General features: G+C 65.5%; 13 protein-coding genes and 1 tRNA gene. 8 read left to right on the top strand and 6 right to left on the bottom strand.

The annotated features are described in order from the left end of the window. Positions 1-32 precede the first annotated feature (32 nt). A complete protein-coding gene (locus tag CXY77_RS15035) occupies positions 33-3,803 on the top strand; it encodes an ATP-binding protein (RefSeq protein WP_104130391.1) in 3,771 nt (1,256 codons plus the stop codon). After that, complete coding sequence (locus tag CXY77_RS15030; protein WP_140425546.1) at positions 3,800-4,018, top strand: hypothetical protein; 219 nt, start codon at positions 3,800-3,802, stop codon at positions 4,016-4,018. Before CXY77_RS15035 ends, CXY77_RS15030 begins: the two co-directional genes overlap by 4 nt. On the opposite strand, the gene mscL is transcribed toward CXY77_RS15030, so the two are convergent. From mscL to CXY77_RS15015, 3 genes are all read right to left on the bottom strand, one after another. Further along, positions 4,019-4,504: a large conductance mechanosensitive channel protein MscL gene (gene mscL / locus CXY77_RS15025; protein WP_233197443.1), complete on the bottom strand. Its 486-nt coding sequence runs from the start codon at positions 4,502-4,504 to the stop codon at positions 4,019-4,021. Between the two features lie 4 nt (positions 4,505-4,508). Next, on the bottom strand, positions 4,509-4,859 hold the full coding sequence (locus tag CXY77_RS15020; RefSeq protein ID WP_104088590.1) for an FmdB family zinc ribbon protein: 351 nt from the start codon (positions 4,857-4,859) through the stop codon (positions 4,509-4,511). A 107-nt stretch (positions 4,860-4,966) separates the two neighbouring features. Continuing rightward, positions 4,967-5,545, bottom strand: coding sequence for a 5-formyltetrahydrofolate cyclo-ligase (locus CXY77_RS15015; protein WP_092341571.1), 579 nt, complete (start codon positions 5,543-5,545; stop codon positions 4,967-4,969). Positions 5,546-5,579: 34 nt separating this feature from the next. Between CXY77_RS15015 and galU the strand changes: the two genes are divergently transcribed. From galU to CXY77_RS14995, 4 genes are all read left to right on the top strand, one after another. Then, positions 5,580-6,473: a UTP--glucose-1-phosphate uridylyltransferase GalU gene (galU, locus tag CXY77_RS15010; RefSeq protein ID WP_092341572.1), complete on the top strand. Its 894-nt coding sequence runs from the start codon at positions 5,580-5,582 to the stop codon at positions 6,471-6,473. A 40-nt stretch (positions 6,474-6,513) separates the two neighbouring features. After that, entirely contained in the window at positions 6,514-7,173 is a 660-nt protein-coding gene (locus CXY77_RS15005) for a GNAT family N-acetyltransferase (protein ID WP_092341573.1), read from the top strand. A 105-nt stretch (positions 7,174-7,278) separates the two neighbouring features. Further along, the gene (locus CXY77_RS15000) at positions 7,279-8,208 is read left to right on the top strand and encodes a hypothetical protein (protein ID WP_104130389.1); all 930 of its coding nucleotides are present in this window, start codon (positions 7,279-7,281) and stop codon (positions 8,206-8,208) included. Positions 8,209-8,308: 100 nt separating this feature from the next. Next, positions 8,309-8,384: transfer RNA gene (locus tag CXY77_RS14995), tRNA-Ala, on the top strand. A 118-nt stretch (positions 8,385-8,502) separates the two neighbouring features. On the opposite strand, the gene CXY77_RS14990 is transcribed toward CXY77_RS14995, so the two are convergent. Continuing rightward, complete coding sequence (locus tag CXY77_RS14990) at positions 8,503-9,375, bottom strand: IclR family transcriptional regulator (protein WP_104130388.1); 873 nt, start codon at positions 9,373-9,375, stop codon at positions 8,503-8,505. A 167-nt stretch (positions 9,376-9,542) separates the two neighbouring features. On the opposite strand from CXY77_RS14990, the gene CXY77_RS14985 reads away from it, so the two are divergent. Both CXY77_RS14985 and CXY77_RS14980 read left to right on the top strand, forming a co-directional pair. Beyond that, positions 9,543-10,259 (top strand): CoA transferase subunit A, encoded by a 717-nt coding sequence (locus CXY77_RS14985; protein ID WP_092341575.1) that lies wholly within the window; start codon positions 9,543-9,545, stop codon positions 10,257-10,259. A gap of 11 nt (positions 10,260-10,270) precedes the next feature. Then, positions 10,271-10,918, top strand: a complete 648-nt coding sequence (locus tag CXY77_RS14980) for a CoA transferase subunit B (protein WP_092341630.1) — start codon at positions 10,271-10,273, stop codon at positions 10,916-10,918. Between the two features lie 50 nt (positions 10,919-10,968). Here CXY77_RS14980 and CXY77_RS20200 read toward each other — a convergent pair whose 3' ends face one another. Together CXY77_RS20200 and CXY77_RS14975 are read right to left on the bottom strand one after the other, a co-directional pair. Next, positions 10,969-11,139 (bottom strand): hypothetical protein, encoded by a 171-nt coding sequence (locus tag CXY77_RS20200; RefSeq protein WP_158252848.1) that lies wholly within the window; start codon positions 11,137-11,139, stop codon positions 10,969-10,971. After that, on the bottom strand, positions 11,120-12,106 hold the full coding sequence (locus tag CXY77_RS14975; protein WP_233197442.1) for a serine protease: 987 nt from the start codon (positions 12,104-12,106) through the stop codon (positions 11,120-11,122). The genes CXY77_RS20200 and CXY77_RS14975 overlap by 20 nt, the downstream gene beginning before the upstream one ends. Positions 12,107-12,461 lie beyond the last annotated feature (355 nt).

The raw sequence follows: 12,461 nt of genomic DNA, 5'->3' as shown, positions 1-12,461 counted from the left end.
CAAACCGGTGATTTGCCAATTAGGGTATCCCTGTGTGGCACCTCGATAGAAAACAAGACGACGACGACGTGCTTTCCAAGTACCTGGACGTCGTTCCCGTCGACCCTCAAAACGTGACGAGTCCACACAACCTCAGTCTGGGCGATCCGGCGTTCACCGCCGGTAACATCGCCGAGCCGGTCTGGCAGCGCTGGCGCGACGAACTCGCCGCGCTCGGCGGCCGCTCCCCGCTGCTGCACTTCACCGATGAAGCCCGCACCCGCATCGAGCTGAGCGCCACGCATCCCGGCGGTCTGCCGCAGTTCATCATCGGCAAGACCACCCTGCTGTCCAACCTCATTCGCGATGAGCTTGCGCTGCGTAACGCCCGCCTGGCCGCGAACGAGATCACGCAGAAGGGCATCGAACTGCGCTCCATGCGCGGCCTCGAATCGGTCAATCTCGCCATCGGCCTCGCCGAATGGCGCTATCAGGATGTGGACTACAGCGCCCCGGTGCTGCTGCGCCCCCTCGCCATTCGCCGCTACGGCCGCGACTACGAACTCAAGCTCAAGGGCCAGCCCTTTCTCAACCCGGAACTCGCCCGTGCCCTGAAGGACCAGTTTCAGATCGTGCTCGACGCCGACGCTTTTGTGGCGCTCGCCGTGACTAACGGCGCGTTCAAACCGCAACCGGTCATCGACCGTCTGCGCGGGTTGACCTCACACCTGCCCTGGTTCAACGTCGTGCCGCGCCTGGTGGTCTCAAGCTTCGCCGACGTGGGGCGGGCGCTGGCCGCCGACGCGTCGAACCTTGACCATCCGCTGCTCGACGCCGTGGCCGGCAACAAGACCGCCCGCCGCAACATCGAGACGGCGTACAACCCGGTGGTTCCGATCGGACAGGATGCCAGGCCGCCGGCCACCGACACGCTGCTCGGCGACGCCGACTCCGAGCAGGAGAACGTTGTCGCGCAGATCGCGGCCGGCAACTCCCTCGTCGTGAAAACCTTGCCCGGTACCGGCGGCACTCAGACCATCGTCAACGCGATCGGCTCGCTCGTGGCCCAGCACAAGCGGGTGCTCGTGGTGAGCGCCCGCCGTTCGAGCCTCGACGGCATCCACGGCCGCCTCGTGCAGGTGGGCCTGCCCGGCATCGCCGTGACCCCGCGCACCCTGCGCCGCGACCTGATCCAATCGATCACCCGCAATGAGAAGGCCGCCCAGCCGCGCGTCGGCGACGTCGACGACGCCCTTGTGCGCCTCCGCAAGGTGCTGCTCGACTACCGGTCGGCGCTCACCCGCCGCGACTCGGCCCTCGGAGTCTCCGTGCTCGACGCGCTCGGTGAACTGGCCCGCTTGGCCCAGCTGCCCGAGCCGCCGTCGACCACCGCCCGCCTCGACCGCCAGGCCCTCGAACTGCTCGCCCATTCCCGGTCAGCCGCTGCCAACACCCTGATCAAGGCCGCCGTGCTCGGCGAGTTCCGCTACGGTCCCGGCGACTCGCCCTGGTACGGTGCCTCGTTCACCTCCACAGCGGATGCCTCCAACAGCCACCAGCTCGCCAAACGCATCAACCAGATCGAACTGCCGCGTTTGCTTGAACGGGCCAACGGCCTCATCGGCCAGACCCGGCTGCGCCCGTTCGAGACCATCAACGAGCTCGGCATCTACCTGCGCCTGCTGCTGGATATTCGCGAAACGCTCGACAAGTTTCAGCCCGGGGTTTACGACCGGTCGCTCACCGAGCTGATCGCCGCCACCTCGTCGCGCCGCGAATCGTCGGAGATGAGTTCGGCCAGCCGCAGAAGGCTGCGTAAGCTCGCCGAGGAATACCAGCGCCCCGGCGTGCGGGTCAACGACATGAACGAGAGCCTCCGCCGCATCCAAAGCCAGCGCACGCTCTGGCAACGCTATGCCGCCGCCGGTGTCACGCCCGAGGTGCCGGTCGGCATCAACGATGTGCACGTCGCTTTTCAGCGAGTCTCCGAAGACCTCGGTCTGCTCGACGTTCCGCTCGGCACGATTGGCACGACGCGCGCTCTCGCCGGGCGCCAAATCAATGAGCTCGTGTCGATGATTTCCGGCCTCGCCGCCGAGAGCGAGGTGCTCGCGAACCTGCATGAGCGCACCGCACTGCTGGCAACGCTGCGCGAGCACAACCTCGACCCGCTGATGACCGATTTGTCCCAGCGACATGTCTCGGAGGAGAACGTCGCCGCCGAGCTCGAGCTGGCCTGGTGGCAGTCCGTGCTCGAGATCATGCTCGCGAGCGACCGGGCGTTGCTCGGCGCCAACACTGCGGTATTGGACCGCCTCGAGGCCGATTTCAAACTCGTCGACGAGGCGCACGCATCCGCTACCGGCAAGCTTTTGGCCTGGCTGCTCGCCGAAACGTGGAAGATCGGCGTCGTCGACTTTCCCGAGGAAGCCGACCAGCTGCGCCGCCTGCTGCGCGCCGACCGCGCCACCCCGGCCCGGCTGAACGAAGTTGCCCCGCACCTCGGCCGCGTCCTCGCCCCGGTCTGGCTGGCCTCGCCGTATGAGATCGCCGGCATCAGCGACCAGATCACCTTCGACACCGTGCTGCTCGTCGACGCCGGCGCCACAACCCTCGCCGAAAACGTCGGCGCGATTCGCCGCGGCCGCCAGATCGTGGCGTTCGGCGACCCGGTCACCCAGACCCCGTCGGCCTTCGAGACCGGTATCGCCGGCTCAGGGGAGACGGCCGCGCCCGAGGTCTCGGTGGACGCCCTGCACGCCGACTCCGCCCTGGCCCGCCTCGGCGAACTGCTGCCGACCCTCACCCTGACCCGCAGCTACCGGGCCGGCGGCGAAGACCTCGCCGAACTCGTCAACCACCGTTTCTACGGCGGACGCATCGACTCCCTGCCCTGGGCCGGCAGTTTTCTCGGCCACGGCAGCCTCACCATCAACTATGTGGCCGGCGGCCGCGGCATGCCCGACGCCGACAGCGGTGCCATCGAGAGCGTCGACGCCGAGGTTGTCAAGGTCGTCGACCTCGTGCTCGACCACGCGTCAAAGCGCCCGCGCGAATCGCTCATGGTGATCACCGCGAGCACCCGGCACGCCGTGCGCGTGCAGCAGGCCGTGCTCGCCGCGTTCGCCAAACGCACCGACCTCTCGGACTTCATTTTGAAGGACCGCAGCGAACCGTTCACCGTGCTCACCCTCGAGCAGGCCGTCGCGCAAAGCCGCGACCGGGTGATCTTCTCGATCGGCTACGGCCGCACCCCGCACGGTCGCCTGTTGTCGAACTTCGGTTCGCTCGGCGAGCCCGGCGGCGAACGCCTGCTCGCGATCGGCATGACCCGCGCCCGCCGCGCGCTCGACATCGTCTCGTGCTTCCGCCCGGCCGACATCGACGAGGACCGCCAGCGCCACGGCATCCTCGCCCTGTCCCAGGTGCTCAGCGAAACCGAAGCGCGGCGCGATGAGGTGCAGGTGCCCGACGCGAGCGAGGCAATGCTGGTCGACCTTGGCGGCCGCCTCGAAAAGCTCGGCCTCACCGTGCGCCTCGGCCACCGCGGCAAGCTCGCCCTCGCCGCGTCCTACGGCACCCGCGCGATCGTCGTCGAAACGGATGCCGTCGTCGGCCGCGCCAGCCTGCGCGAGTCCCTGCGGCTGCGCCCCGAAGTGCTGCGCCGCCTCGGCTGGCACTACCTGCGCGTGCACAGCTTCGAGCTGTTCAGCAACCCGGACGCCGTCGCGGCGCGCGTCGCTGCGATCGCCGGTGTGCCCAAAACGGATGCCGCTCCCTTTTCGACCGGCGACCCGATCGCTCCGAAGCGGCCCGGCGCGTGAATGCTTCTGACGGTGTGCCGCCTCTCGGAACGGCTCGTCAGCCGATCGTGAAGGCCGCAGGCAAGGCTCGGCGCGCCAAGCTGCTGCCGGCACCGGACACCGACCCCAACCCGCACCCGCCGGTGCTGCGCGAAGAGGGTGGCGTCGCGCACACCGGAAGTGCGCCCAGCGCGAACGAGGCTCAACTGCGGCAGGATCGCCCGCCGCACTGGTAGTTAGTGCTTGGGGCCCTGGTCAGCGGCGGCGTTCTTGGCCAGCAGATCACGGATCTCGGTGAGAAGGTCGAGCTCGGTGGTGGGGTCCACGACGACGGCCGCGGGAATACCCGCGTTGTGGCGGCGGTCCTGCGACTCCTTCAGCTTGTTGAGCGGCAGCACGAAGACGAAATACACCACGGCAGCGATCAGTACGAAGTTGATGATCGCTGCGATGACCGCTCCGAGCATAAGCGTCGGCGGATTCTCGCCGGAGCGCAACGGAATCGGCAGGGCTTCGGCGAGGGTCGCGGCATCGAATAGCGCGGCGATCAGTGGGTTGAAGATGTTAACGACGATGGCGGCAACCACGGCGGTGAACGCCGTGCCGATGACGACCGCGACGGCGAGGTCGATGACGTTGCCACGCATGATGAATTCTTTGAAACCGTTGATCACGGGGTGCTCCAATCGAATGACTTGGGAGACCGTCTTTGTCAGCGCCATCTACCTAAGACGCCTTCGCGGCCGGAACGGAGGAGGACGGTGTCGACGACTTGGCGGGCGTGCTGTCGGGCTTCTTCTCGGATTTCTTCTCGGCCGGCTTACTCGCCGACGAGTCGGACGTGTCGGCAGACTTCTCGGCCGGCTTGCGATCGAGGTTGGGATTGGACCGCTTCGAGTCCGACTTGGAGTCGTTGCTGTAGAAACCGGAGCCGCTGAAGGTCACGCCGATCGAGGAGAACACCTTGCGCAATTTTCCCTGGCAGGTCGGGCACACCGTGAGTGAGTGGTCGGTGAAGGCCTGCTGGATATCGAAGGCGGTGTCGCACTCGGTGCAACGGTAAGAGTAGGTAGGCACTGCATCTCCAGCTGGTTGAGCCGACAGGCAAACGCCTGCCAGTACTAAGGTTATGCGCGCCCAAGGGCCCGCACGTTCAGAATGCGGGTCATGAGCGGTAAAAACGGTCAGAAAGCGATGATTCTGGTCGGCGTTACGAGACCGTTGACCGGCTGATCGTGCACCTCGCGAGGAACTTCCTGCAGATATTCACTGTCGAACACCACGGCGTAGACCGGCGGGCACTTCTCCATCGATCCGAGGGTCTTGTCGAAGTAGCCGCGACCCCAGCCCATGCGCAGTCCGTCCTCACCGACGGCCGCCGCCGGAACGATGATGAGGTCGACATCGTTGATGGCGATCGGGCCGAGCAGGGTTCCGACGGCTTCTGGCACCCCCGAAATGCCGGTGAATTCTTCCTCACCGTCGCCGACGGTCCAATCGAGCAGGCCGTCTTCGCGTGAAATCGGAAACAGAATCCGGATGCCCTCTGCCGTGGCCCAGTTGAGAAAAGGTCGAGTATCTGGCTCGTTACGAGCCGATAAATAACAGGAGATCGACCGCGCCGACAGGTCGAGCACGAGGCTTTGCAGGTTTTCGGTGAAGCCGGCCGTGGCGGCCTCGCGTTCCGAGGAGGTCATGTTCTGGCGGCGTTCGCGCAATTCCGCTCTCAGCGCACGCTTGTAATGACCTGTGTCGGAGTCCATATAAGGCATCCTACTTGCCACTAACCTAGTGCCCATGGGTACCCCGATAACTAAAGCCGTCATTCCCGCAGCTGGACTCGGAACACGCTTCCTCCCAGCGACCAAGGCCATGCCGAAGGAGATGTTGCCGGTCGTTGACAAGCCGGCGATTCAATATGTCGTCGAAGAAGCCGTCGCGGCCGGCCTCAGCGACGTACTGATGGTTACCGGTCGCAACAAGAATGCCCTGGAAAACCACTTCGACCGCATGACCGAACTTGAGGCCATGCTCGAACGCAAGGGCGACCAGACCCGGCTCGCCAAGGTGCGCGAATCCAACGAACTCGCCGACATCCACTATGTGCGTCAGGGCGACCCGCGCGGACTCGGCCACGCCGTGCTGCGCTCGCGCATGCACGTGGGCAACGAGCCCTTCGCGGTGCTGCTCGGTGACGACATCATCGACGCCCGCGACCCGCTGCTGACCCGCATGCTCGAGGAACAGGTCAAGCGCGGTGCCAGCATCGTGGCTCTGCTCGAGGTGGACCCCTCGCAGATTCATATGTATGGCGCGGCCGCGGTCGAGTCCACCGACGATCCCGACGTCGTGCGCATCACCGGCCTGGTCGAAAAGCCGAGCGCCGCCGATGCCCCCTCGAACCTCGCCATCATCGGTCGCTACGTGCTGCGCCCCGAAGTCTTCGATATTCTGGAACACACGGCGCCCGGCAAGGGCAACGAGATTCAGCTCACCGACGCCCTGCAGGAGATGGCCGTCAACCCCGAGTCGACCGGCGGCGTATATGGCCTGATCTTTCGCGGTCGGCGCTATGACACCGGCGATCGGCTCGATTACATCAAGGCCATTGTGCAACTCGCCGTCGATCGTGAAGATCTCGGTGCCGACCTGAAACCGTGGCTGCGCGAATTCGTCGCCACGCTCGACTAAATCATCACCCAGCTTCCATTCCAGAACAGACAGGCGAACCGTGCCGATCGCAATTCCGACCCTTCGTGAGGGCGCCGTCACCCTGCGCCCCATCCGCTTGCGCGATGCGCGCACCCTCGAGGGCGAATTGCTGGCCAACCGGTCGTGGCTGCGCAAGTGGGAGGCGACCAATCCGTACGCGCCGATGTCCTTCGACACGCGGGCGAGTATCCGTAGTCTGTTGACGCACTCACGGTCGGGCCACGGTCTGCCGTTCATCGTGGAGCAGGACGGTGAACTGGCTGGCCAGCTCAACGTCTCGTCGATCACTTGGGGATCGCTGTCGTCGGCGACGATCGGATACTGGGTGAGCGAGAAATTCGCTGGCCAGTCGGTTACTCCCACGGCCGTGGCCCTCGCCACCGATTACTGCTTCTACCAGCTCGGCCTGCATCGCATGGAAATCTGCATCCGCCCCGAGAACAAGGCCAGCCTGCGCGTCGTCGAGAAACTCGGCTTTCGGTACGAGGGACTGCGCCGCCGCTATATCCACATCAACGGCGACTGGCGCGATCACTTTTGCTTCGGTCTGGTCGCCGAGGAACTCGGCCAGGGCGTCATGCGTCGCTGGCAGGATGGCCTGGTGCCAGCGGATGCCGCGAGCGTCACCACGGCAGATCTCGAGTCGGCCGCGCATCCGGTGCGTGTCATCACCCGATGACGGTGAAGAATTTCCCTGTTCGGGGGCAGGATCAGTGCATTAAGTTGGGTGACACACCGAGAGTAATCCTCGGCGGATGCGCCCGCGCCTCTTACCGTTGTCAACATGAGTAGTGAGGCATTGGGCGGCGGGGTCATGGTGGCGGTGGCTGCCGTGCTCTGGGTTGCCTATCTGATGCCCACCTGGTCGCGGCGCAAGCAGTATCAGGCGACCGAACGAAATGCGGTGCGATTGCAGCAGACACTGCGTATTCTGGCGGAAACAGCCGAGGTTCCTCAGCAAGTGCGGCTTGAGGCGACGGCTCGCACCGTGGCTGAGCAGCAGCGGGTTCTGGCCCGGGTCGAGCAGTCCGAACGGGTTGAAGCGCAGGCGGTAGCGGATGCTGCTCGCGACGTTCGCCGCGCAGCCGCCGCTGTGGCCGCCGCAGCCACACCGCGCCTGCCGGAGTCGCCGGTGAAGAAACTCCGCCGGCTTCGACGCTTTCGCGGCTTGGTGTCGACGATTCTGCTGGCCGGCCTCGTGCTGGCTGGATCAGGAATCGCGCCCGCTCTGGCGGGTTCGTTCACCGCGCTGGTCAGCGGCGGAGTCGTCATGGTCGCCGCGTTCGGCATCCTGGGCCGCCTGGCCACGGTCGCCCGCTCTGCCCGCATCGTGCGGCTGGAAGCCCCGGTTGAGCTGCCAGTGCTGATCGGCCAGACCTTTGAACCCGTTCAGCTCGAAGAGACTCCGGTCGCCGCAGCCACTTGGACGCCCCAGCCGCTGCCACGCGCGCTGCACCTGTCGCGCGGATCCATCGCGCAGACGGCGATGGCATCCGTTGAAGCGGCCAATCAGCTGCGCAAGGCTGCCGCCGAAGCGGAGGTAGCCCGCCGCGCCGCCGCGCTCGCCGAGGAAGCCAACCGGGCGGTCACGCCCTTGGCGCGCCCCGAGCCTGCCGCGGTGCCGAGTCGATTCGCGTCGATGGGTATCGTCGGTGAGACGGAGCCGGGCATGACCGACCTCGACGCCGTACTGCGTCGCCGTCGCGCGGTTTAGTTCGCCGCACTCGGGCGCCAGGCGCGGTCTCGAAATCGTGCCTCACGCTTGAAAGCGGTGAAACTGTCGCCCAGCCCGTGATATTCTTCAAAGGCAGTTTGGGGCTTTGGCGCAGTTGGTAGCGCGTCTCGTTCGCAATGAGAAGGTCAGGAGTTCGAATCTCCTAAGCTCCACCACACTGTAAGAAAAGTCCCGGCTTCGGTCGGGACTTTTCTCGTTCCCCGACCAGATTGCTGCCCGCTGCGGGTGGAGGGCCGGGCGAATGGGGCAGATTCCGTCGTCTCGCGTCGTTGGCTAGGTGAGTGGTGGCCGCTGCAGGGTCTGGGTGATGCGGCTGGCCTCGTCGAGCAGCAGCTGGCCGAGCACCTTCTGCCGTTCGGGCTTGAACCGTGGCTCGATTCCGGTGAGTGAGAGCGCCCAGCCCGGTCGTCCGCTGCGGTCGAAGATCGCTGCGCCCATGCCCCAGCTGCCCTCCAGAATGAGTCCGGGGTTGACCGCGTAACCGGTGACCCGGGTGCGTTCCAGATTGGCGCGGATGCTCGCGGGTGAATGCTGGGCGCCCCAGCGAGCCGCGATGGTCTCGGTTTCGCCGAGACCAGTGTCGGCGAGGAGGGCATCCACTTCGGCATCGGGCAGGTAGGCCAGAATCGCCATTCCAGCGGATGCGACCCCCAACGGAAAGCGCACCCCCTCGTGCAGCACGAAGGAGCGTATGGGGAAGCTGCCCTCCTCGCGGAGCAGGCAGACGGTTTCAGCGCCGCGCCGGATGGAGAGGAACGCGCTTTCGCCGGTCTCCTCGGCGAGGCGAACGAGACTCGGTCGGGCGAGCTCTTCAATCGGGTAGCGGGCGGCGGCGACCGTTCCCATGACGAAGACCTCTGGTCCGTAGTGCCAAGTGTGCCGCACGGCGTCATGGTCGAGCAGCCCCTCGGCGGCGAGCGAGGTGAGCAGTCGGTGCACCGTGGGCCGGGTCAGGCCGGAGTCCCGCACGATCTCGGCCAGGGGAGTGCCCGAAGGGTTTCGTCCGACCAGGCGCAACAATAGGGCAATTCGCGCCACGACCTGAGCGCCCTGCACGGGCTGGGCCAGCGGTGGCTGCTGGGCCGGGCGTGGTGGCTGCGTTGTGTGGGCCTTCCGAGGCTCGTGGGCGGGCGACTGACCGGTCATCTCGACTCCTTTGTCCATAATGTGGATGATTAGCAGCCTACTGTTCATGGGGTGGATTCTCATAAAACTAGCAATTGACAGGGCCTGTTGCGCCTGAATACCATGACGTTACGTGCCGATGTCCACAAAATGGACACCACAGGATCATCACTCAACGAGGAGACAGCATGTCTAAGGTTCAGGCCAGCGCGAGCGAGGCGCTGCAGGATGTACTGCGCGACGGGATGGTGCTCGCGGTCGGCGGATTCGGCCTCAGCGGAATTCCGGCCGATCTCATCGACGCGGTGCGGGCATCCGGTGTGAAAGATCTCACCGTCGTCTCGAACAACATGGGCGTTGACGGCAAGGGGCTGGGCGTGCTGCTCGAAGCCGGCCAGGTTCGCAAGGTCATCGCCTCGTATGTGGGTGAGAACAAGCTGTTCGCCGAGCAGTTTCTGGCCGGCGTACTCGAGGTGGAGTTCAGCCCTCAGGGCACCCTCGCCGAGCGGCTGCGGGCCGGCGGCGCGGGCATTCCCGCGTTCTATACCAAGACCGGTGTTGGCACGCTGATCGCCGAGGGCAAGCCGCTCGCCGACTTCGACGGCGAAACCTACCTGCAGGAACGCGGCATCGTCGCCGACGTCGCGCTGGTGAAAGCCTGGCGCGCCGACACCCTCGGCAACCTCGAGTACCGCTTCACTGCCCGCAATTTCAACCCGGTCGTAGCCACGGCCGGACTCGTGACCATTGCTGAGGCTGAGCTGATCGTCGAGCCAGGAGACATCGACCCGAACCACGTGATCACCCCCGGGGTGTACGTGCAGCGCCTGATCCAGGCCTCGGCGCGGGTCAAAGACATCGAACAGCGCACCGTGCGCAGCCGGCCCGTGCTGGCATCCGCTTAAGGAGAATGACCATGGCTTGGACCAGAGACGAAATGGCCGCGATCGCGGCGCAGGAACTGAGCGACGGCGACTACGTGAACCTCGGGATCGGCATTCCGACGCTCGTGGCCAACAACCTGCCCGAGGGAATCCACGTGACCCTGCAGAGCGAGAATGGCCTGCTCGGCATGGGGCCGTTCCCCTTCGAGGGCGAGGAAGATGCCGACCTGATCAACGCCGGCAAACAGACCGTCACAGTGCTGCCCGGGGCGTCGATCTTCGACTCGGCGACGTCGTTCGGCATGATCCGCGGCGGCCACGTGAAAGTCGCCATTCTCGGCGCCATGCAGGTCTCCGGGCTTGGCGACCTCGCCAACTGGACCATCCCGGGCAAGATGGTCAAGGGGATGGGCGGCGCAATGGATCTCGTGGCCGGCACCCCGCGGGTGGTGGTGCTCACCGAGCACGTCGCCAAAGACGGCACGCCGAAGATCGTCACCGAGTGCACCCTGCCGCTGACCGGCGTGCGCGTCGTGGACCGTATCATCAGCGACACCGCCGTCTTCGACGTCACGCCGACCGGCCTCGTGTTGCGGCAGCGAGCCCCGGGCGTGAGCTTGCAGGACATCGAGGACACTACCGAGGCCGCGTTTACGGTTGAGGAACTGGCTCCGGTCTAGTCGCCAAATCTGAAGGCCCCGCTCAGGTTCTGGGCGGGACCTTCAGGTATTCAGGATTCCGGTTCGTCGGTGTCCTGTTCGCGCGACCCGTCTGGGTTCAGGCGGATGCTGCGCGGCCGGGCCGCGCGCATCCGCTCGTCGTTCCAATCGTCAGTCTCGGGGTCGAGCTTTTGGCGGGCCACGTCGGCTGCGTCGCTCGGATCAAGCGGATGCTGCGACATAGGTATTCTCGATGACCGAGCCCCAGTACGGGCCGAACATGGTGTTGGCGATGTTGTTGTAGCCGAAGCTGTTGACTGAGTTTTGCAGGCCGCTGGAGCCGTTGCCGATCATCCACGGGCCGCCAGAGGAGCCGCCGGTCATGTCGCACGGGATTCCCTGTGACTGGCTCTGGCCGTAGGGGTCGGCGCTGGCGGTGCCGTAGCAGGACTGCAGGGTCTCGCCGGTGAAGGGCGGGGCCGCCGGGTAACCGTAGGCGGTGTAGGTGAGGCCGCGGCTCTGGTTGAACGTGACGCCCGAGGCTCCGACGCTGTCGCTCAGCGAGGTTCCGGTGGGCGAGGCGACGATGGCGAAGCCGGTGTCATAGCTGATATCGCCGTTATTGCTCCACTGGGTGGGAGCGTAGAGCTCGGTGGCATTCCACTGGCCGAACGGTGCCGAGCCGTTCTCGTAGGCCGGCACGAAAATGAGGCGTGAGGCGAAGTTGCCGGGACCTTCATTGACGCAGTGCCCGGCAGTGACGACGGTGTTCTCGTTCGCGGCCGAGATGGAGTTGCCGGAACAAACGTAGTCGGTGCCGCCGAGGGTGAAGAAGATCTTGCCGATGTGCGAGATGGGGGAGACCTGGGTGGCCGTGGGCGACTGGTCGGGGTCGGCCTGCTGCGGGGCCACGAGCGAGGTGGCTCCGGCTGCGACGGCGCCGATCATGCCGGCCGCGACGTTGTCCTGCACCAGTACTTCGCCGGGGATGGCGGACTGCATGCGCTCGGCGGTCCAGTAGTCGCCGCCCTGTTGAGTCTGCGGAACGACCCAACGGTCGACATCCGCAGACGTTGACGTGGTCGTAGTCAGTGACCCCGGCGCGATGGCGGCTGAGGCTGCGCCGGCCGACAGAAAACCGCCGGTACCGACTAACGTGCCGATCAGGAGCGCCGAGAGGGCGCCGGTCTTAACTTTGCTTCGCATCATGTGCTTCACTCCAGTTATCGATCGCATCCCGCGGACTGTATTGCCGTAGGTATTAATACAATATTGAGGAGTGCACTCCCTGTCTACCCTTTATGGGTCACACCCATTAGGGGGTCGATGATCTGGGTCGGCATTTGTTCGCGTGCTCGGGTGTCGGTGGCAGTTGCCATGCTAGGTGCATGTCGGACGGGCTACGATTTTGACCCCGATCAAACATTGTCGACGTCTACGTGGGGAACCTGTGGGGGTAATCCGTGCTTCACGGTGGCGCCCGCAGCTAAGCCGGGCGCAAGCGCACCGTGAGAACTCTTTTAGATTTGAAGCGATTGCGCGAGGGGGCTCGACAGAACTTGCG

The organism is Cryobacterium sp. N21 (assembly GCF_002929575.1).
GTDB classification, from domain to species: domain Bacteria; phylum Actinomycetota; class Actinomycetes; order Actinomycetales; family Microbacteriaceae; genus Cryobacterium; species Cryobacterium flavum.
Note: the sequence above shows the minus strand (reverse complement) of the source record. Positions and strands in the feature narration are given on the sequence as shown.